The 21,394-nt window shown below is 57.9% G+C and carries 16 protein-coding genes and 2 pseudogenes; 4 read left to right on the top strand and 14 right to left on the bottom strand.

Features of this window, described 5'->3' with window-relative positions:
- Positions 1-7: 7 nt before the first annotated feature.
- The 14 genes and pseudogenes from HNO79_RS16555 to HNO79_RS17560 all read right to left on the bottom strand — a co-directional run.
- Positions 8-1,780: an AMP-binding protein gene (locus HNO79_RS16555; RefSeq protein WP_025812338.1), complete on the bottom strand. Its 1,773-nt coding sequence runs from the start codon at positions 1,778-1,780 to the stop codon at positions 8-10.
- A 14-nt stretch (positions 1,781-1,794) separates the two neighbouring features.
- On the bottom strand, positions 1,795-3,042 hold the full coding sequence (locus HNO79_RS16560; protein ID WP_141301103.1) for an MSMEG_0569 family flavin-dependent oxidoreductase: 1,248 nt from the start codon (positions 3,040-3,042) through the stop codon (positions 1,795-1,797).
- Between the two features lie 16 nt (positions 3,043-3,058).
- Positions 3,059-3,346, bottom strand: a complete 288-nt coding sequence (locus tag HNO79_RS16565; RefSeq protein WP_025812337.1) for an MSMEG_0570 family nitrogen starvation response protein — start codon at positions 3,344-3,346, stop codon at positions 3,059-3,061.
- Positions 3,334-4,512, bottom strand: coding sequence for an MSMEG_0565 family glycosyltransferase (locus HNO79_RS16570; RefSeq protein ID WP_025812336.1), 1,179 nt, complete (start codon positions 4,510-4,512; stop codon positions 3,334-3,336). Before HNO79_RS16570 ends, HNO79_RS16565 begins: the two co-directional genes overlap by 13 nt.
- The gene (locus tag HNO79_RS16575; RefSeq protein WP_025812335.1) at positions 4,509-5,483 is read right to left on the bottom strand and encodes a sll0787 family AIR synthase-like protein; all 975 of its coding nucleotides are present in this window, start codon (positions 5,481-5,483) and stop codon (positions 4,509-4,511) included. The genes HNO79_RS16570 and HNO79_RS16575 overlap by 4 nt, the downstream gene beginning before the upstream one ends.
- On the bottom strand, positions 5,480-6,043 hold the full coding sequence (locus HNO79_RS16580) for an MSMEG_0567/Sll0786 family nitrogen starvation N-acetyltransferase (protein ID WP_141301107.1): 564 nt from the start codon (positions 6,041-6,043) through the stop codon (positions 5,480-5,482). Before HNO79_RS16580 ends, HNO79_RS16575 begins: the two co-directional genes overlap by 4 nt.
- Positions 6,043-7,149, bottom strand: coding sequence for an MSMEG_0568 family radical SAM protein (locus tag HNO79_RS16585; protein WP_025812334.1), 1,107 nt, complete (start codon positions 7,147-7,149; stop codon positions 6,043-6,045). The genes HNO79_RS16580 and HNO79_RS16585 overlap by 1 nt, the downstream gene beginning before the upstream one ends.
- Positions 7,146-8,120 carry a Nit6803 family nitrilase gene (locus tag HNO79_RS16590; RefSeq protein ID WP_025812333.1) on the bottom strand — a complete coding sequence of 325 codons (975 nt, stop codon included), beginning with the start codon at positions 8,118-8,120 and terminating at the stop codon, positions 7,146-7,148. Before HNO79_RS16590 ends, HNO79_RS16585 begins: the two co-directional genes overlap by 4 nt.
- A gap of 24 nt (positions 8,121-8,144) precedes the next feature.
- Complete coding sequence (locus tag HNO79_RS16595) at positions 8,145-8,627, bottom strand: MSMEG_0572/Sll0783 family nitrogen starvation response protein (RefSeq protein WP_110560076.1); 483 nt, start codon at positions 8,625-8,627, stop codon at positions 8,145-8,147.
- 340 nt (positions 8,628-8,967) lie between these two features.
- Positions 8,968-10,371 (bottom strand): aminotransferase-like domain-containing protein, encoded by a 1,404-nt coding sequence (locus HNO79_RS16600; protein WP_141301109.1) that lies wholly within the window; start codon positions 10,369-10,371, stop codon positions 8,968-8,970.
- Positions 10,372-11,035: 664 nt separating this feature from the next.
- Positions 11,036-11,543: pseudogene (locus HNO79_RS16605) on the bottom strand (transposase); the annotation flags it as partial.
- A 168-nt stretch (positions 11,544-11,711) separates the two neighbouring features.
- The gene (locus HNO79_RS16610; RefSeq protein ID WP_025813227.1) at positions 11,712-12,413 is read right to left on the bottom strand and encodes a hypothetical protein; all 702 of its coding nucleotides are present in this window, start codon (positions 12,411-12,413) and stop codon (positions 11,712-11,714) included.
- A 268-nt stretch (positions 12,414-12,681) separates the two neighbouring features.
- Complete coding sequence (locus HNO79_RS16615; protein WP_193731925.1) at positions 12,682-13,938, bottom strand: IS701 family transposase; 1,257 nt, start codon at positions 13,936-13,938, stop codon at positions 12,682-12,684.
- Positions 13,939-14,072: 134 nt separating this feature from the next.
- Positions 14,073-14,399, bottom strand: a pseudogene (locus tag HNO79_RS17560) (transposase); the annotation flags it as partial.
- A gap of 145 nt (positions 14,400-14,544) precedes the next feature.
- Between HNO79_RS17560 and HNO79_RS16625 the strand changes: the two are divergent.
- The 4 genes from HNO79_RS16625 (at position 14,545) to HNO79_RS16640 (ending at position 21,216) form a co-directional block, all read left to right on the top strand.
- Complete coding sequence (locus tag HNO79_RS16625) at positions 14,545-19,083, top strand: DEAD/DEAH box helicase (protein WP_214176816.1); 4,539 nt, start codon at positions 14,545-14,547, stop codon at positions 19,081-19,083.
- Entirely contained in the window at positions 19,080-19,769 is a 690-nt protein-coding gene (locus HNO79_RS16630; protein WP_162515815.1) for a type ISP restriction/modification enzyme, read from the top strand. Before HNO79_RS16625 ends, HNO79_RS16630 begins: the two co-directional genes overlap by 4 nt.
- A 277-nt stretch (positions 19,770-20,046) precedes the next feature.
- Positions 20,047-20,601: a hypothetical protein gene (locus HNO79_RS16635; RefSeq protein ID WP_025813001.1), complete on the top strand. Its 555-nt coding sequence runs from the start codon at positions 20,047-20,049 to the stop codon at positions 20,599-20,601.
- Complete coding sequence (locus tag HNO79_RS16640) at positions 20,602-21,216, top strand: RES family NAD+ phosphorylase (RefSeq protein WP_025813002.1); 615 nt, start codon at positions 20,602-20,604, stop codon at positions 21,214-21,216.
- The last annotated feature ends 178 nt before the right edge of the window (positions 21,217-21,394 follow it).

Here is a 21,394-nt window from a genome sequence, read left to right on the forward strand (position 1 = left end):
GATTCCGTCAGGAGACCAACAGGCGCTTCCGCGTGATCTTTCCGGACACGGTGGTTGGCAGATGCCTGACGAAGCGGACTTCTTTCAGGCCAATCCAGCGTCCGAGGACTGCGTTAACCCGCGCAACGATTTCCTCGGCAGAAGGCGCGTATTCCGCTTCGGGATCTGGCACCACATAAGCGATAGGTCGCTGCCCTCTCAGTTCGTCCGGAATTGCGACGACAGCACACGCATGAACGGCAGGATGGGTGGCGATGATCTTTTCAACCTGCACGCCCGAAATCCGCCGTCCTGCGACCTTGATGACATCATCGGAACGTCCGAGCATATGCACGGCGCGGCTGGCCTCGATCATGCCTTCGTCAAAGGTGCGATAATACTGGCCGGTCTCGTCCAGGTAAGCTGTAGGAACATGGATCGCTCCATCCTTCCATACGCCAGCCAGACAGCCGGGCGGCAGCGGCAGAGAAAGGACAATCTCGCCGCACTGTTCACCGGGTATGGACGGCACAATTTCCGGGCGAAATCCCGGTGCAGGTCGCCCAATGTCGTTCATGAGCGAGACCGGCTCGCGCTCGGGCAGGCCAAAAAAATGAGCGGTGATGCTCCACCCCGTTTCAGTCTGCCACCAGTGATTGACCACGGGTTTGCAAAAATAGGATCGTGCCCACTCCAGCAATGTCGGATCCGCATATTCCCCAGCCACGAAAATGCGGGCAAGTGCTGGCAGGATGGCCCCTGACAGGTTGCGGCTTTCCTGCCGCATGAGGCGCATCTGGGTGGGTGTGGTGAACAGGCATTTCACCTCGTGCTCATGGCAAAGCGCGCGGATAGCGGAAGCCGATGCGCCGCCTTCCACGATCACGCTGGTGCAGCCGCTGAGCAGCGGCGCATAGACGCCGTAGGAATGGCCAACCACCCAGCCCAGGTCCGATGTGGTGAAAAAGGTATCGCCGGGTTTGCAGCCGTAGATCAGCTCCATGGACAGGGCGAGAGCCACAGCATGCCCGCCATTGTCACGCACAATGCCTTTCGCATTGCCCGTCGTGCCGGACGTGTGAAGAATATACAGGGGATCTTCGGAGCGCAGCGTGACCGGCTCTGCCGGTGCGGACTGTTCCAACGTGCGAAAATCATGATCCCGCACTGGCAGAAGCGATGCCGGACAGGCTTCACGCTGCACGATCACGCAGGCCTGCGGTCTATGCGTCGTTTTGGCCAGCGCCTCATTCAGGGCAGGTGCGGATGGAATGGGCGTCTGCCCCTGAAAGCTGCAACTGGCAATGATGATGACCTTCGGTGCTGCGTCATCAATCCGTCGTGCCAGTTCAGGCCCGGCGTAACCGGCGAAAACCACCACATGCACGGCGCCGATCCGCGCACAGGCCAGCATGGCAATAGTCGTTTCGATCATGGTCGGCATGGCGATCAGGACGCGGTCGCCCTGCCCTACCCCCAGCGCGCGCAGGCCACCGGCAAACCGGGCCACCCTGTCCTGTAGTTCCCGGTAGGTTACCACCTGCCGTTCCTTTGTGGCGCAGGAATGCCAGATCAGCGCCGCCTGCCCGCCGCGTCCGTCCTCTACATGCCGGTCGACGGCGTTATGGCAGGTGTTGAGCGTGGCGTCGGGAAACCAGTCATGCCAGCCATCCGCCCGCGTCCTGCATGCAGTCACAGGTACCTGTTTCCATGTGATGCGTTGCGCCGCAGCCAGCCAGAACTGTTCTGGCTGGTTCCGTGCCGCATCATACATTGCCTCATATGTTGTCCATGGAAGCATGGCGGTTACTCCGTTCAGGCTACAGGCACGTCTTTGCCGGTGATCTGGCTGGCCAGCCACGCGGCATCACGCGAAACGCCGGAGAACCGTCCCGATCCCCAGGTGTGCAGCCATGGCAGGCCGAGGAAGTAGAAGCCCGGCGCATCGGTCACGCCGCGATGCCAGACCGGCTTGTTGGCCCCATTGAAGACCGGCACGTCGATCCAGCGATAATTCGGGCGGAAGCCGATGCACCAGAGGATCGAAGTGATCCCGGCAGCCTTCAGGTCGAGCGGGGTGTTACTGCCATCGGGCTCCCACACAGGCACATAAGGGGCTTCGGTCGGGGCCGTGATCCCTTCACGGGCGATATAGGCGTCGATGGATTTCTTGATGTCGGCATTGGTCTTGTCCGCATCATCAAGGTTTTCCGCAAGATCCGGCGCGAAGTGCGCCACTTCATCGCGGATTGTCTCCAGCGTGCCGTGCAGGCCCACGCCTTCCTTCGCGAACTTGCGCAGATCAAGGTCATGCCCGCCATTTCGGCCCGTGACATAATGATTGGTCTTGTCGCGTGCACCGTCACGCAAAGGATGATTATCCACCGTCAGGTCATAGAAGTGCATGTCCGCCAGCCAGTCCACAACGTCGCGGCCACGGTAGAAGCGTGAGACGCGCGGGGCAGAGCCGACACAGAGATGGACCTTGCGTTTTTCAAGGAACAGGTCCTCGACAATCTGCGCGCCGGACTGGCCGCTGCCCACGACCAGAACCGCGCCTTCAGGCAACTGGGCCGCGTTGCGGTAATCCTGCGAGTGAACCTGATGAATGGCGGGGTCGATGCCGCTGGCATAGCCGGGGATGACCGCGTCCTGATATGCGCCGGATGCGATAACAACATGTTTCGCGTGCCAAGTCTCACCACCTGCTACCACGCGATAGCCACCACCTTCATGGCGGGTGATGGAGGTGACGGCTGTGTGTTCACGCAGGGGCGGGTTGAAGGAGGCAACAAATCCCTTCACGTAGTCAATGATTTCCTGCTTCACCATGAAGCCGTGCGGGTCTTTCCCCTTGTAGGGATGACCGGGAAGTTCGCACTGCCAGTTCGGTGTGACCAGGCAGAAATTGTCCCAGCGCTCATCATCCCACGAATGGCAGGCGGTCTTTGCCTCAAAGACGATGTGCTCCACCTTCTCGCGGCAGAGATACCAGCTCAGGGACAGGCCAGCCTGGCCACCGCCCACGATGATGACGGGGATGCTTTTCTCGTTCTGTGTCATGGTCGTTCTTTTCGTCTCAATAACTGAAAGACAGGATGCGCACCTGCGCATCGGACTGGTTCAGGAAGGGCGCACCGGCCTGCCTTATGGCCTGAAGCTGGCCAAGGGCGCGGCTGCATGGGAAGCCGTAGCGGGCGCGAACACGCTCGCTGGCGTCCGTCAGGGCGGTGTCCGCCTTTTCAAGAAACTCCCGGACCGGATAATCCTGACCGGGCGTGAAGTGATCCCTTATGACCAGCGACGGGGAGTAACAGTCAGTCTCCTTCCCATCGGGCCAGCGCACGCGAAAGGTCATTTCGGGCATGGTGAAAGAACTCCTGAAGCAAGAGCATCGGTGCGCGACCGCGCCGCCAGACGCCGGTATGCGGGGAGGTGACGGCTGGCGACGCTGCCCCAGTCGAAACGGCGGGCGGTTGCGGGGCCGCTGGCCCGGAAATGGTCACGGCTTTCGACGCGTAGGGCGTCGCACAACGTCATGAACAAGGTGTCGGGGTGCGCCGGTTGGCACCACAGCGCATCCGTTGCCGAAAAATGCTCCGTGAAGGGTGCGATTGCCGGCACAATAACAGGCGTGCCGCAAGCCAGGGCTTCCAGCGGGCACAGCCCGAACCCTTCGGTTACGGATGGATAGGCCAGCACGTCCGCCTGCCGGTAGAATGAAGGCATGTCTTCATCCGCAACCGGCCCGGTGATGGTGACATGATCGGCCGCACCGCTTTCGCGCAGACGCGCCATGAATCGGGTGCGGTAGGCAGAATGATCCAGCAGCGAGGCCCCGCCCACCACAACCAGATGCACGTCCGGCCGTTCGCGGCGCAGGGCCACAAACGCTTCCAGCAGGTACAGCGTGTTCTTACGCCGCTCGATCCCGCCCATGGACAGGATCAGGTGCTGATCGACAGGCAGGTGATACCGTGCCCGCAGTGAAGTATCCTGCATGGTTGGCATGGGCGAGAAGCGCACGGGATCAACCCCGTTGCCCACGACCGGGGCTTCGCGGCCATGGTCGTTGCGCAGGGCATCTTCCCACATTGTGCTGACGGTAAACAGTTCGGCCGCCGCCCTGATCCCCCGTTCCTGCCGCGCGGCAAGGACCGGGTGCGTGAAATGGTCAAGATGGTGGACCGTGCGGGCAAAGCCCGGTATCCGTCCCTCTTCCACCAGTTCGGCCAGTGCATTGGCGCTGATCGGGTCCTGCGCGTGCAGCACGTCAAAATGCTGCCCACGCAGGGCGTCCCTGATCTCGCCGATGCGGCGTTCCACCAGCGTTGGCAGGTCGGTCTCGGGCACGGCCGGGATGCAGTTTGTGGCGCAGCGGGGCGTGCGGAAGAAACCGGCCCCGGTCGCGTCCGGCGCGATCAGCGTGGCGTCGTGGCCTGCGTCGCACAGGGCTTCGGCCAGTGCCATGCCATGCACCACGCCGCCACGCGGATTGGTGGAATGAGTCAGGATGCCGATGGAGAGGCTCATGGCACACACCCCATGAGCGGCGTCCGGGCGAGATCCCAGAAGGTTTCTTTCTCGTCCGCCCATGTGACATCCAGCCGCTGCGTGCTGTCACACTGACCGATGACAGAAGCCGCAATGGCCCGCCCATGAAAGCGGGCCATGATCGCTTCGGCATCTTCGGGGCGCGCCGTGAGCAGGTAGCCATAGCTGGGGAATGCGGACAGCCAGCGTTCCATTGGTGCATCGTCGGGGCGTGGAATGTCATCGAGCGTGATGGTCATACCGATACCCGAACATTCGGCTAGCATGAGCGCGGTGCCCAGCAGTCCGGCCATGCTGATATCCTTGGCAGCGCGGCTCAACCCGTCCTCGGCAATGCCGGGCAGAAGTGCGAGATCACCCCGAAGACGCGCCGCCCCCTCGGTGCCGCACAGCGCGGAACTGGCGTCCCAGAACGGATGCGGGTCATGCCAGCGGCCACGCAGGTCGATGGCGGCGATCAGGACCTCGCCCGGTCGGGCATCGAAACTGGTCAGCAGATGACAGGCACGGCCAAGGATCGCGACTGACAGCGAATTATGGGTGCTGCGCATGTTGGTATGACCGCCGACAACCGGTACGCCATAGGTGCGCGCACCTTCATGCAGACCGGTCAGAATGGACGCGGCCGCCTCGGATGTATCGCTCCACAACGCATCCACCACCGCCACAGGGCGACCACCCATGGCCGCGATGTCGCTGACATTGACCATCACGCCGCAATACCCGGCAAACCACGGCATGGCGCGCACGAAGCTGTCCTGAAACCCCTCGCTGGCCAGCAGGAGATAGCCATCGCCATCCGGTATGGCGGCGCAGTCATCTCCAAGGCGGATACCATCGCTTGTATCCCGACCAAGAATTGCGACGGTTTCGGCAATATCCTGTTTGCCCGCAAGGGCCCGACCGTGTCGAAGCGTGCGCAGCAGTGTAGTCAGTTCGTGTGCCATCATGCCACCTGCCGGTTACGAGGCTGCGGGCGCAGCAGCCAGGTCTGGTCCTGGCCATGCGCCGGATAGCGTGAGAGGTCAGCCTGCATGTCGTGATGGGGCAGCCCATGCAGGGTCATGGCTCCAAGGCTTTTCCAGTGCAGGCGGCGGAAGAACAGCACGTTCTGTTCCTGTACCTGGGCCAGGAACCGCGTGGCGCCAAGCCCGTGCGCCGTGCTGACCGCCATGCGGATGAGTTCCGCGCCGATCCGTCCCAGTTTGCGATGGTCTTCATGGACGGCCAGACGGGAGCCGCGCCAGACGCCGGACTCGGCCTCATGGATGCGCACCGCGCCTACCACCCGGTCCGGCATGCCCGCCATGCAGCACGCCGCGATGATGGGAATGGCAACCGCGTCGATTGCGTCCCGGTCATCATCCGCAAAGACCTGCTGTTCGGTGCAGAACACGTCGCGGCGCAGCGCATGGTAGCCCGCCCGTTCCCACGGCGTGCGGGCCAGACGCACGACATATTCCGTAGGGATGAACGGGCGGTCGTCCACGTCTTCGAGGATCGCTGTCATTATTCGTACGCCGAAAGGGAGGAACAGGCGCCACACCGGCCGCACCCGGCGCGGATGTCGGTGGATTTCATGTTCGCCTCGCGCAGCATGCGCCCGAGTGGTGCGAGCACGGACTTCATGAAATCGGCCGAAGGCGGCGCGTGATTTTCCAGTGGTGTTCCGGAAATGGGCACGAACGGCACCACGAAGGGATAGACCCCAAGTGCGATCAGCCGTTCGGCCAGCGCCAGAATATCTGCGGCACTGTCGCCAAGACCCGCCAGAATGTAGGTATTGACCTGTCCGCGCCCGAAGATCGGCACGGCGCTGGCGAAAGCGTCCATATAACGATCGACGCTGACCGTGGCCTTGCCGGGCATGATCTTCTCGCGCACCGCCTGTGTTGCGGCTTCGAGATGCATACCCAGGCTGTCGGCCCCGGCGTCGCGCAGCCGCTCGAACCAGCCGTGATCGCGCGGCGGTTCGCACTGCACCTGAAGCGGCAGATCCACAGCCGTCCGGATGGCACGGGCTGATTCCGCCAGCACGGCCGCACCCCGGTCCACCACGTTAGGCGTGCCGGTCGTCAGCACCATGTCGCGCACACCGTCGAGTTCCACGGCGGCCTTGGCGACCTCGGCCAGTTGCGCGGGTGTCTTGTAGGCAATGGTGCGATCGGCCTCCAACGACTGGCCGATGGCGCAGAACTGGCAGGAGGTGCGCCGGTCGGCATAGCGGATGCAGGTCTGGTGCACCGTGGTCGCCAGCGTGTCACGGCCATGCAGCAGGGCGATCTTCCAGTAGGGAATGCCGTCCGCCGTGCTCAGGCCATAAAAGCGCGGGGCGGCTGGAAAATGGATCGTGCCCAGTGTCTGCCCATCGCGTAGCAGCGTGCTGGCCCCGTGCTGGTCCGGCGGGCTGGCCTGAAATGGTGAATGCCGCGCGCCAGATGTATAGACCGGGACCATGACGGTCTGGCCTGCAATGGTGATCGTCTTGTGATCCGAAGGACCGGCGCCTCCCTTGCGGGCAATGCCGCCGGTCTGCGCGCCAATCTGTAGTCCGAAGGATTGCAGGTCGGTGACGAGCTTGCGACCAGAAAGTGTACCGAGCGTCGGAATGGTCATGACGCAGCCTCATCTGTAGATGTGGGAACCTGATTGGCTTCCCCAACGTAATGAACGGTGCGGGCGGCCCGCCGGTCCTGAAGCAGGCTGAGCAGTTCGGGCCGGGCGTAATGCCCTACGGAATCCATCATCCGCTTGCGCTTGGTAATCAGGGCGAAGTCGAGATCGGCAATCACCATCCCCTCGCCTTCCGTCAGCGGTGTGCCGAGCAGCTTCCCTTCAGGCGAGACGATGGCCGTGAAGCACCCACCCCGCAGCGGCCCTTCCAGTGCAGGGTCGCCCGCTATTTCCTTGATCTGCTCTTCCGTCAGCCAACCCGTGGCGTTCACCACAAAGCAGCCGGATTCCAGTGCGTGGTGCCGGATGGTGACTTCCATCTGGTCGGCAAAGATCTGGCCCACCAGCGAACCGGGGAACTGGGCACAATGGATTTCCTCGTGCTGGGTCATCAGCGTGTAGCGGGCAAGCGGATTGTAATGCTCCCAGCAGGCCAGCGCGCCGATGCGTCCGGCGGCACTTTCCACCACTTTCAGCCCTGCGCCATCTCCCTGCCCCCAGACCATGCGCTCATGATAGGTGGGCGTGATCTTGCGGCGTTTGAGCAGGATTTCACCTGTGGTGTCGAAGATGATCTGGGTGTTGTAGAGCGTGCCGAAATCGCGCTCGTTTACACCTAGCACCACGACCATGCCGGTCTGGCGCGCGGCCTCGGCCACCATGTCGGTGACCGGACCGGGAATGACGACAGCGCGTTCATAAAGCGCCAGATGCTCGCCACCAAAGCGGAAGGCGGGCTGGATGAACGAGAAATAGGGGTAATAGGGCACAAAGGTTTCGGGAAAGACCGCCAGTTTCACGCCTTTTTCGGCGGCCTCGCGGATGGCCTGACAGACTTTCCGGGCAGTTCCCAGACCATCGTCACCAAGGACGGGGCTGATCTGGATCGCTGCGGCGCGAACGATACGGGACATGGCTTGCGGTCCTCCCTCGGGCCTTCAGAGGGTCCAGGTATTGAGGATGAAGGCGTTGTCGCGCCGGGCCAGCAGGATGATGTCGAGCACGTCCTGCGGGTTGATCGGCGTGATGCCGGGGATCAGGTTCTGCTCGCCGTAGCCGTAGAGGGCCTGAAGCGCGAAGCGGCAGGCATAGACCTTTCCGCCTTCCTCAAGGATTTTCGCGATCTGCTTGTTGCAGTTCATGTGCCCCGGAAAGGCTTCGTCGCCCAGACGGGGAAAGCCGCGCTGCACACCAAGGGTGACACCCGGTCCGTACAGCAGCACCGACGTCTCGAAGCCCTTGCGGATCAGGCGTGTGGCCTGCAGCAGGTTGACGAACCCGACCGAGCCTTCATTGGCGACGGTGTGGAAGGTGATGAGGGCTTTTTCGCCGGGTTTGGCTTTGACGTCCTCAAAGACCTTGTTTTCATAATTGACGAAGCAATCGCCGTCTTTGTACGGAGCGTGTTCGACTTTCGGCATGGTATATCTCCCGTGTGCTGCGGTCTCCGGCAGGGAGCCGGGACTGACCGCGTTGCCGAGGCAAACGTGGCACGGGATGGCAGAGAGCCAAAATATTGTATGTCTTATGGAAAGGGTACAAACGGCTCAAACCAGATCACATGCCGCCATCCTGCCAAGACAGAGACATACAAAAAATATACGACAACCATACAATCGTAAGGAGCATCCATAAGGATCTGTTTTAGCTTGATTTTATAATCACGCAGTCGTGAATGAAGTGCCTTTTTGTTTTTCCATGTGCCCGCATGGCGCGCCCCGAAATCAGATGTTCCCATCGATTCCAGAGACTGCGCGCAGGTCACACAATATCGGCGAAGCCGGGTGAGCGTTTGTGTTGCAGGACCGAGAGAACCCCATGCAGGGATTCCTCAAGACTTGCGGCATCCGGCGCGCTGCCGAGTGCGATCCGAGCACGCTGCGGCGGCTCGCCACTGATGGTGAAAACGGTGCTGGGTACCAGCGCCAGTCCCCGCCTGCGGGCGTAGGCCACAAAATCCGCACTGCCCCACCAGTCGGGCAGTTTCAGCCACACATGCGGCCCGTCCGGGTTCATGCAATGCCCCTCCCCCAGCACCCTGCGGGCAATGGACTGGCGCAGGCGCAGTTCTTTCCGGATGGCGTGCAGGATTGTATGCGCCTGCCCTGTCTGCATCCATCGCGCCGTGAGCGCGCTGAGCAGACCGGCATTGGTGAGCGCAATGGCCCGGATGGCCGCCGCGACCCGTCGGGTCATGTCCGCATTGGGCAAGGCCACATAGGCGGTGCGCAGGCCGGGGCTGAGCGTCTTGGCAAGGGTAGCCACGTAGCTGACACGGCTATGGTCGAGGGCTGCCAGCGCCGGTAGCGGACTGTCCATCAGCAGGCTGTATGGGTCGTCCTCGGCAATATGCAGATGGTGGCGCTGGGCGACCTTCAGGATGTCCTTGCGTCGTTGCAGGGACATGGTGGCCGTGGTGGGATTGTGGATGGTCGGGATGCAGTAGAGCAGCCGGGGATGATGCTCGGCACAGACGCGATCGAGTTGGTCCGGCATCATGCCTTCCATGTCGCTGTCCACGCCGACCAGAATGAGATCGAACTGCGCCGCGATGGTCCGGATGCCGGGATAGGCAATACGGTCGGTAACAATCACATCACCCGGCTGGGTATGGGTGCTGACAATGGCCGCCAAAGCGCTCTGGGCGCCCGGTGAGACAAGGATTTCATCCGTTCGCCGCTGCCCGATGACGGGCGCGATCCATTTTGCGCCAAGCTGGCGTTCCTCCAGTGTGCCGCCGGTGACCCGATAGGACATCAGGCTGTTCAGATCCTGCTGCTTCAGGATGGCCGCGATGTCGCTCTGGATAATCCGTTGAAGCGGCGGGTCCTGCGGGATGGGCGGGAGGTTCATGGTCAGATCGACCACGGCCGGTCCCGTATGGCGCCAGTGGCTCTCGCCGGCGCCGACACGGACAAAGGTGCCCCGGCCGACCGTTGCGTCAATCAGGCCCCGCCGCCGGGCCTCGGTAAAGGCCCGGGTTACGGTTGTCAGATTGGTGCCAAGATACTCTGCGATCATGCGCTGTGGCGGCAGCCTGTCCCCTTCCCGCAGGTCGCCCTTCCGGATGGAAAGCGCCAGGGCATCGGCCAGCGTCATGTAAATCGCGTTCGGACTCCGGCTGATCTCTTCTTTCCAATGGGCGAGATAGGGGTATGCGGACATGAGATGGAATTTCCATACATTCAATGAGATTCCATTCGACCACATACCATACAATCCGTGCAATAATGATCGATACAGATTATGGTTGGGTGCTCCGTCCAAGTCTATCACGCCAATTCGTCGCGTTAATGTCCTGTCCAAAGAGTTAAGTTCACGTAGCCCTATCACTCACTGTTTAAAGTGATCCGACCAGACCCACATCCGTTCGATCCGGAGCCAATAGGTTCATAGGCAAAATGTATCGTTCCATTATCTCTTTGCTGGTCGCAGTTAAGGCTGCGTCCAGAATGCACTCCTTGAATATCGTGGTGGCCCTGTTTCCACAGCGAGATCCCAAATAGATAGACTTTGCCAGTAGCTGTAGGGCTGCGGGCGATGGTACTTAGGGCAAAGCCTTCGTGCGATTCACCAGATAAGCGTATTTCGCGCGCTTCACACGTCCATATCGGCAAATTACGACTATGTGGGGAGAACGGAAGGTCATCTATTGAACGAGAAGACTAAAAAGTTTCCATTTCCTGTGTCTACGATATTGCTCGCACGTCGGCCACTGGGACTAACCGGTTCTTCCTTGCGACGACGATGAATATGAATTTTCGGTATAAAGGCGACGTCAACGGGACTGTCAGGGATTTCGTGTAAGAGGCGTTGTTCACGTTATTGATCAGACGGTGGCGGGGGCGAAGCGGTCACCGAAGAGAATGGCGAACTGGGCCTTTGCCATGGACCATTCCCGTGGGGGCATGAACCATTCTTTCTCGGCTCGATTCAAGGCCAGAAAGAGGAGCTTGAGAGCCGCGTCGCCATTGGGGAAATGCCCTCTAGCTTGAACGGCCCGCCTGAGCTTGGCGTTCAGCGCTTCTATGGCATTGGTCGTATAGACCAGCTTCCGGACGTCGGCAGGGAAGGCGTAGAAGGGAATACCCTCCTCCCAGGCCAGATCTCAGGACTGGACGATCGCTGCGTATTTCCGGCCCAAGGGCTTTCGGCAAAGGCACCCAGAGCAGTTTTTCCAGGCGACGAAATCCAACGAATGGCGCAGCAGATGAACTATGCAGGTTTGCACAAGGACGTCGGGAAAAACCACGCGGACGGCGTGGCTCGTTCATGACACGAAGCCAGAATTTGGCGCCCTCGTTCTGCTCGATCATCGTGCGGACCACGCGGTCAGCCAGAACCTGCTCCAGAACATAGTCAGGGATGATGGGTTTCTTGCGTCGGACCATGATGCTGCTCATTCTTTCGCATCAAACGCCCAAACACGAAATTTAGGATAGGCCCACGTCGACCTATTCGCAGTATCCCCGATATGGCCTTCCAATTTAAAATTAGTGTAGCAATTATATCCGAGAGAACACACCAATCATCGCAATAGTAAGCTGCTCGTCACCGCTCAGCGTTGGTCCTCCTTCTTCATCCCAATCTTCCGGTGTAGGTTGGCGTGGCTTGCTGCCATCAGAAACCACTTCTACGGTCCAGTCGATCTTAACATGGCTTGGGTTTGCCAGCATTCCCGTAAGTCGACGCTGCATGTTTCCTGCAGATTTGGATGCCGAGCGACGGAGAACGTCAGAGAATGCTCGGGTGTTCTTTTTACGAATAAGGAGAACGATTGCCCCCATTTCAAACGAACTACTTACTCCACCGCCGTTCAGCAGCAGCAGTTCTTCGATTCGGATAATATCCTTGACGACCTCATCATAAGAATCAACAACGTCCTTCACCTCGATCACATATCGGGGCAGTTCGAGTCCGCTGCGCTCGAACAATACGATGTCGATCCGTCCTTCTGCGCGTGTCAGAACAGCAGTCGGAGTTCGACCTTTCAGAGCATTCGTGGCCGTTTCTGCCACATCTTCTTCTAGCCGAAGTATACCCCAGTCACTTTTAAGATGAGCCAGTTTTTGCGCGACGCAGACCGTCACTAGATACTCTGGCCAGATCTGCCCGTCGGGATCATCAGTCATTTCAATCAGCGAAGTGTAAGCCGCACCAATCCCGCTATGCAGGTCATCGGAAAAATCGGCCGGGGTATAAGACATTCGCGCTTCCGATATAAAATTAACCTATCTTATTTTCACTATGGCATAACTTAAAATGAGTTCCCATCATATTTTGTTTAATCTAATTGTTTCTAGGTTTCGTCGGTATATAGATGTTTACACCCTACGTAACCGGGATAGGAAATTCTTCGTATACTCTCCGAACGTGGAGAGGACTTAACACTACTTTGGCAGAATATGTTGCGAGGTCTGGAGTAGAAGGTTTCCACAGTGTGGGCATTGCCCGGTGGGTAGTCGCAGGATGCGATCAAGAATGGCCTGTCGTATTGCTGGCAGACTGGGCTGTGGTGGTGGGCCGGTGACTCTTTTTTTTCCGCCCGACCGCCGTGAGGCGCCGGGACTGGAGAAAGGCGTAGGCCATCATGGACATCAGGGCGTGTCGGTGCAGGCCTGTCCATGATCGCCCCTCAAAGTAATCGAGGCCCAGTTCCTCCCTGAGTTGCTGATGCGCCTGTTCGTAGACCCATCGGGCCTTGATCGCAGCGGCCAGTAGCCTGAGGGAGGTGTCGGCAGACAGGTTGGACAGATAGTATTTCCGTTCTCCGGTGGAACGGTGCTCGCCAGTCAGCCAGGCTTCCTCTCCCGGCATATGCTGGGCCGTCTGGCCACCGATACGCTGGGCTGGACCATCTGCAACGCGTATCCGCATGGCTGCAAAGCGGGCCGCCAGGCCACCTTTGGTCCCGCGACGCCAGCTGACCCTGCGCCATGTTGCAGTTTCCAGTATCTTATGGGCAGGGACAGATTGCTGATCCGGTACCGGATGCATCCGGGATGGGCCGCGCTTTCTGGCCGGAAACACCAGCTCCACATCGGTGGAACAGACTTTCTGATGACGTGGTATCCCGACTGCCCAGCGCAGGCCCCGCGCGTTCAGAGCCTGACGGAACGGGGCGGACAGGCCATAACCGGTATCCGCAAGAACACAGCCAAAACGGACACCTGTGGCACAGAGGCGATCAATCTCTTCGATCGCCATCTCCGGTTTGGTCCTGGAGCCCTGATGTTCCAGTGGAACACTAGCCCGCTTCAGGCGTGCCGGATCTGCTGTCCAGATATCGGGCAGGAACAGACGGAGTGACAGCATCAGTGGCACTTCACGCGAAGTCAGTGTCACGGACACCAGTGTCTGGCAATTCGCTTTCTTGCCCAGGGTCGAAGCATATTGGGGCGCCACGCCAACAGAATGTTCTCCCTTTTTGGGAAGGGAGGTATCATCGATGATCAGCCATGAACGCTCGCCACCCACCAGATGGTCAGCATGACGCCATAGAGCAGCCTCAAGTGGCGCACTGTCCCACACACTGGCACTGACGAAATGATGCAGCCGGTCATAAGGGATATCGCCATTGCGTGCAGCCATGGGCTGCACGCTCTTGCGGTCACCAGGTCCAATCAGGCCTGCAATATAAGCCGGACACATCGCCCGCTGCGCTTTGTGACCCAGGGCCACCAGAAATGGCGCAAGCCATACTTCCAGATCCGATCGCCAGTCGGTGTTCATCGCCAGCTCCCACTACAGCTGGTCTTCCATGAATCACCGATCGCACCCATTGAGAATCCTTATCCCAAATTTTCTGCCAAAGTAGTGCTAATGGTTGCGAATGCTCCTGTGGGACCTAATTATTAAATCTCGCCTTTTATGCCAGACGCCTGGCTATGCCTCCGAACGACTGTGCTGTCGATCATGTGCTGCCAGTTATCGATTAGTCCGAGTTCGACCAGTGTTTCCAGCCAGGAATTCCAGACACCTTGCTCAGCTCACCGGTGAAACCGGACATAGACCGAGTTCTATTTTCTGTAGCACTCATGCATGTTTCGCCATGGGCAACCGACACGCAGGACATAAAGCATTCCATTGAGAAACAGATGGTTATCCTGTGCCGGTCGTGACCAACGCCCACGTTCAGGCGGCAGCAGGTCGCCAATGATCGCCCCTTCTACGTCCGTCAGATCGCCACGCATTCATAGATTTCTGCAAATACCAGCGTTGAATCATGTCCACGTCAGTCTGAAAAACCTTTTGTCAGCAGGCCCTATTCCCCATCCCTGCGGCAAGGGTTAATCTGACCAGACGTGATTTTCAGACCGTCCAAAGGCTTGCCCGATTATGTCCGCGCTTTCCCAACTGCTTGATACCTATAGAAATCTATCCGTCACAGAGCGCGAGAAAGGCACCTACTTCGAGGAACTGATTGTCTGCTATCTGCGGACAGAGCCGAGCTACGCGGACCTGTATGACCAGGTATGGACATACAAGGACTGGGCAACCCAAGAAGGCTATGTCGCGAAAGACACGGGTATCGATCTGGTCGCCAGAACGCGGGGCACCGGCGAATACCATGCTATCCAATGTAAATTTTATGCCTCGTCCCATCGTATTAGCAAACAGGATATCGACAGCTTTTTCACCGCCTCGGGAAAAAAGCATTTTGCCCGACGTATCATTGTCGCCACGACCAACCACTGGACCGACAATGCCGAGGCATCACTTGCGGACCAGCATCCGCCCGTCAGCAAGATTGATCTGTATGACCTGGAAACCAGCCTGATTGACTGGTCGCAATATCAGCCCAAGATTGCGCCTATCCTGCGGGCGCAGAAGAAAGCCCGCGAGCATCAGGAAACCGCTATCCGCCGGGTTCTGGCAGGCTTCAAGAGCCATGACCGTGGCCGTCTGATCATGGCCTGCGGGACGGGCAAGACTTTCACCAGCCTGAAAATCGCGGAACAGCAGGTCGGTACCGGTGGTCGTGTCCTGTTCCTCGTCCCCAGCCTGTCCCTGCTGTCCCAGACCCTGACCGAATGGACCCAGGAAAGTCAGGTGCCGCTCCACAGCTTCGCGGTCTGTTCCGACAGTGACGTAGGAAAAAAGAAGGCGAGGAACGACGACGAGATTAAGGTCAACATCCACGAAATCCGGTACCCGGCAACCACCAGTCCCGGCCGTCTGGCGACCGAACACGCCAAACGGCATGACGACGCGCATATGACGGTCGTGTTTGCGACCTATCATTCCATCGATGTCATCAGCCGTGCCCAGAAGGAGCATGACTTCCCCGAGTTCGATCTGATCGTCTGCGATGAAGCGCACAGGACAACAGGGGTCACTTTCGGGGGCGAGGAGAACGATAGCGCCTTCGTCCGCGTTCATAACCAGGATTATCTGGCTGGCAGGCACCGACTCTACATGACTGCCACCCCGCGTATTTACGGCGATGTGGCGCGGGAAAAGGCTGAAAAAGAGGGGGCCATTGTCTATGGCATGAACAATGTGGCCATCTACGGGCCTGAGTTCCATGTCATCACCTTCTCCGAGGCCGTCCGGCGCAAACTGCTGGTGGACTACAAGGTCATTGTCTTGGCGGTTGACGAAGGAACCGTCAGCCGTAGTGTCCAAAAGCTTCTTGATGATCCCGATAACGGCCTGACCGTATCCGATGCCTCCAAAATTGTTGGATGCTGGAAGGCGCTGGCGACGGGCGGATTGCCTCGTGAGGGGACAGCTATCCCCGAACCAATGAAACGGGCTGTCGCCTTCTGCCAGGTCATTTCTCCTGACTACAAGGGCAGAACACCCAAGGTCAGTTCCATCCAGATTGCCGATATGTTCCAGCAGGTCGTGGAGGAATATCAGGAACAGGAAGGCATTGAACCTGAAGCCCGTCTGATCTGCGAAGCCGAACACGTCGATGGCGGGATGAACGCCAGCGAAAAGGAAGGCAAACTCGCCTGGCTGAAGGACGAGACCCCGGAAGGCATATGTCGGGTTCTGTCCAATGTCCGTTGCCTGTCGGAAGGGGTGGACGTGCCGGCGCTGGATGCAGTCCTGTTCCTGACCCCCAGGAATTCACAGGTGGATGTGGTCCAGTCCGTAGGCCGTGTGATGCGGGTCGCACCTGGTAAGAAGCGCGGCTATGTCGTACTGCCCGTAGTTATCCCGGCTGGGGTTGAGCCAGACCAGGCTCTGGATAACAACAAGACCTATCAGGTGGTCTGGCAGGTGCTTCAGGCCCTGCGTTCTCACGATGACCGTTTTGATCACATGGTCAACAAGATGGATCTTCAGGCCAGACCTGACACATCCCGCATGGAAGTCATCGCGGTCACGAAGAAGATCACGGCCAAGACAAAGGCCCTGACAACAGGCACAGCCCAGAAAGCCCATTCGTCCTACAAAATTGGAAAGAAGGCTTCATTCCCTGACGACGACAGGCAGGAAACCCTGCAATTTGAAGTCGGGGAAATCGAACGGGCTATCTATGCCAAAATCGTCAAGAAGGTCGGCAACCGTCATCACTGGGAAGACTGGGCCGACGATATTGCCCAGATTGCTCAGACCCATATCACTCGCATCAAAATCATTCTGGAGAATCCAGACAACGTGAAAGCCCGAACCTCGTTCGAGGAGTTCACGTCAGACCTACGGACGGAGCTGAACGACAGCATCAGCGAGGAAGAAGTTATCGAGATGCTGGCACAGCATCTCATCACCCGCCCCGTGTTCGAAGCCCTGTTCTCCGGCCATAGCTTCATTGGCGACAACCCCATGTCCCGAGCCATGCAGACGGTTCTGGATGCGCTGGACAAGCACAGCCTGCACAAGGAAACGGACAGGCTGGAGGCTTTCTATACCAGCGTCCGTGAACGCGCTTCGGGGATTGATACCTCCTACGGTCGCCAGAAGGTCATCAAGGAACTGTATGACGGCTTTTTCCAGAAAGCCTTCCCGCGCCTGAAGGACCGCCTGGGTATTGTCTACACCCCCATCGAGGTGGTGGATTTCATCATCCGTTCCATCAATGACGTGCTGGAAAGCGAGTTCGGTCAGACCCTTGGAAGCAAGGGCGTCCATATCATGGACCCCTTTACGGGCACGGGCACATTCATCACCCGGTTATTGCAGAGCGGGCTGATTACGAAGGAGCAGATGCTCCATAAATACCGGCAGGAACTGCACGCCAACGAGATCGTCCTGCTGGCTTATTATATCGCTTCCATCAATATCGAGGCCACGTTCTCCGACCTGATGGACGGGACATATGAACCCTTCGAAGGTATCTGCCTGACGGACACCTTCAGGCTGAACGAACCGCATGACTTGGTAAGTGCGACCCTGGAGGACAACAATCGGCGTATCCACAAACAGAAGAAGCTGGATATCCGTGTGATCATGGGGAACCCGCCCTATTCCGTGGGGCAGGAAAGTGGGAATGATAACAACCAGAATGTGGCCTATCCCACCCTGGATGCGCGGATTGCGAAGACCTATGCGGAGCGGTCCAGTGCCACGAACAAGCGCGCCCTGTATGACAGCTATATCCGCGCCATCCGCTGGTCATCTGACCGCATTGGGGATTGTGGCGTCATCGGTTTCGTGACCAACGCAGGCTTTCTGGATGCCAATACGGCAAATGGTTTACGCCGGTGTCTGGCCGAAGAATTTTCCTCCATCCATGTGTTTCATCTGCGGGGGAACCAGCGTACATCAGGGGAAACATCTCGCAAAGAAGGTGGAAAGATATTCGATGCTGGAAGCCGGGCGCCGATTGCCATTTCCCTCATGGTCAAGAATCCAAATGCAAAGGAACAGAGTCGTATTTTGTTCCACGATATTGGGGATTATCTGACCCGTGAGCAGAAGCTGAAACGCATTGCAGAACTGGCCAGCATCAATGGCCTGACTGGCGAAGATCTATGGCAGACAATCACACCGGATGAACATGGCGACTGGCTGCGGCAACGGGATGACAGCTTCGGAAAATTTATTGCTATTGGGAGCAAGGACAAAAATACTGATCCTGTAATATTCAGTCTGTTCTCTCGTGGCATTGAAACCGCACGGGACGCTTGGTGCTTCAACTCCTCCCGCTCTGTTCTAGAAACCAATATTAAAACAATCATTTCTACCTATGAGGGAGAACGTCAGCGATTTAATGATGCTTTCCCGTCATTGGACCGCAAAGAGCGGGAAAAACAACTGGACAGTTTTGTTACTTCAGACCCGACGAGAATTAGCTGGTCACGTTCCTTGCGTCAAGATTTTACAAAAAATGTGCCATTATCATTTGATGGCGTTCAGATAGTTCCATCTCTTTATCGTCCATTCCAAAGGCAGAATCTCTACTTTGATAGGAATATAAACAATTATGTAAACCAGATGCCTCGACTGTTTCCTGATGCCCAAGCGGATAATAAAGTAATTATGATTAAGCAACGCCAACATGATGACAGTCAGTTTGCACTTATGAGCAACACTGTCCCAGACTTACAAAGTGATGGTGGAGCACAATGCTTTTCTGAATATTTATATGAAGAAGTAAGGACAGGACAGGACAGGACAGGACAGGACAGGACAGGACAGGACAGGACAGGACAGGACAGGACAGGACAGGACAGGACAGGACAGGACAGGACAGGACAGGACAGGACAGGACAGGACAGGACAGGACAGGACAGGACAGGACAGGACAATTATACTCGATCAACAACAGAAGTACAAGAGAAGAATCTTGTTATTTGCATAGCCAGTCCGGGAGAAGACCGGCCTTTCTCAACAATGATGATATCCTGTACTCCGGACCTGCACCTTCTACACGGAGGCCAATGCTTTCCGATGTTTCTTTACGAAAAGGAGGACAGTCAATGAACCCCTCCCAGGGCAGTCTATTTGAACAGACACCTTCTCAACCACGTCTTGTACGACGCGAAGCCATCACAGATGAGGGCTTGAAGCACTTTCAGGACGTCTATCCGGGCAAGGAAATCAGCAAGGCAGACTTGTTCTATTATGTCTATGGCCTTCTGCATTCGCCCGAATACCGGGAACGCTACGCAGATACCTTGCGAAAGGAGCTACCCCGCATTCCCCGCATGAAGACATATGAAGCCTTCAAAGCCTTCTCGGATGCTGGTCGCAGGTTGGGAGAAATGCACGTAAATTTTGATAGCCAGCCCATCTATGAAGGCGTGGAGATTGACTACGGCAAAGAACCACTGTCACCCGACAACTATCGGGTGACACAGATGAAATACGGTAAGAGCAAGAACAAAACCATCCTGCATTACAATGACCGCATCACTATCACAGGTATTCCCCTCGAAGCCTATGATTACGTGGTAAACGGCAAGCCTGCCCTCGACTGGGTAGTGGAACGTCAATGCGTGAAGACTGACAAGGCCAGCGGTATTGTCAATGATGCCAATGACTGGGCCACCGAAACTATGAACGATCCCCGCTATCCACTAGACCTGTTCCTGCGTGTCATCACGATCAGCCTGGAAACCATGAAGATTGTGAAGAACCTTCCAGCCCTGGAAATTCTGGACAACTGACAGGCTGCTAACAGGTCATGAAAGCATGACGTTAAACGCCATACCTTTACGAACTTATCGGGCTTGACAGATTTATCGAAAATGAGGAGGATACGGCAGGAGATACGCCATGCCCCGAGCAACTACATCCTCTTTCACCCCCCAATCGCGCCGTCTTGCGGCGAAAACGCGTAGCGGCGCTGTGGTTCTCAGCGCGCGCGGCGTGCAACCCGTTTCCATTCCTGTCGGACGCACTGCGCTGACATCTGTCGCCAGACAGGTGGGAACAGCACGCTCTGTGATCGAAAATCTCGGTCACGCGCTGGCGGAGACCCGGAAAACAGGACGTGGCGTCCGCTTTTCAGTCGAAGTCACGCCCGAAGGCACAGTCCGGATTGTGCACCCTCCAGAGAATCAGGACATTGCAGGCACGCAAGCGGCGGAGCGCACGTCCGGTAGCGGTCTGGCGCGCGCGAAGGCGCGTGGCAAGGCGCTGGCTGCCAGCATTCTTGCCCGTGAGGATATGGTGACGGCGGAAGAACTGGCGCGGCGCATGGGAACAACCCGTGTCACGGTGAATGCCCGTCGGCACGCTCGCCAGTTGATCGGCCTCGAAGGCCCGACACGCGGTTATCGTTACCCGACCTGGCAACTCGATCGCGACGGTCGTCCGTTCGCTATCATCCCGAACCTGTTTACCGCGCTTGGCGACAGTCCGTGGACCATTTACCGGTTCCTCACCCAGAAGCACCCTGAACTCGAAGGACGGACTGCGATCGCTGCTTTGGAGAAAGGAGAAGATAAACGCGTCCTCTCGGTCGCGGTCAGTATCGCCGAGGGCACCTTCGCGTAAATGTCGTCCGCAAGCCTACCCCCCAGCAACTTCGACCAAGCTGACCTCGCTATGACAACAGTACCAGCCGGTACCCGTTATGGGCGCATCCTGTTGCGGCGGTTTTCAGACACTCTGGGTTTCGGCAAGAACGAGAGCCGGTTCAGCGATCCTAGGGATCTGCCGCCACCTAAGCGGTTTGGGGTTCTTTATGTCGGCAGCACCCTGAAGGTTTGTTTCGTGGAAGCCATCCTGCGCGACAGTCGTGATGGCGTAATCGGAGAGCTTCTGCTCGCCGAGCAGGAAATCACCGACCGTGATTATGCAGAGATCGTGGTGGTCACTGATTTGCGGGTTGTCGATCTGCGGAGCGACAATCCCTTAAGGATGGGCATTCCCAGCGATGTAGTCGGCGGGTCGGACCAGCGTCCCGCGCGCCAATGGTCACTCGCACTCCATAACCATCCTGCCAAACCTGACGGTATTCTCTATCCCTCCCGATTGAATGAGGAAATCAATCTGGCAATCTTCGAACGTGCCATTCCAAAACTATCGGAAGCTGCCAGGATGAATCTTCATGGAATCTTCGCACTCGAAGATATTCTCGATCTCTTTCAGGTGGCCATCAGAGAGTGAGTAGTCGGAAGCAACGGTCATTGAAGAACTGCCACGACACGCGCAGCTTGAGGCGACGGTACAGTTCGGACAGCAACATATTGTCAATGCGGCACTATTGCCCCAGATGCCGACCTCTTTGAGGTCATAGGATACAACGAAAGCCAGGAAATTCTCTAGAAAAGGGAAAAGGCTTCCG

The organism is Komagataeibacter oboediens (assembly GCF_018491655.1).
In the GTDB taxonomy this organism is placed as follows: domain Bacteria; phylum Pseudomonadota; class Alphaproteobacteria; order Acetobacterales; family Acetobacteraceae; genus Komagataeibacter; species Komagataeibacter oboediens.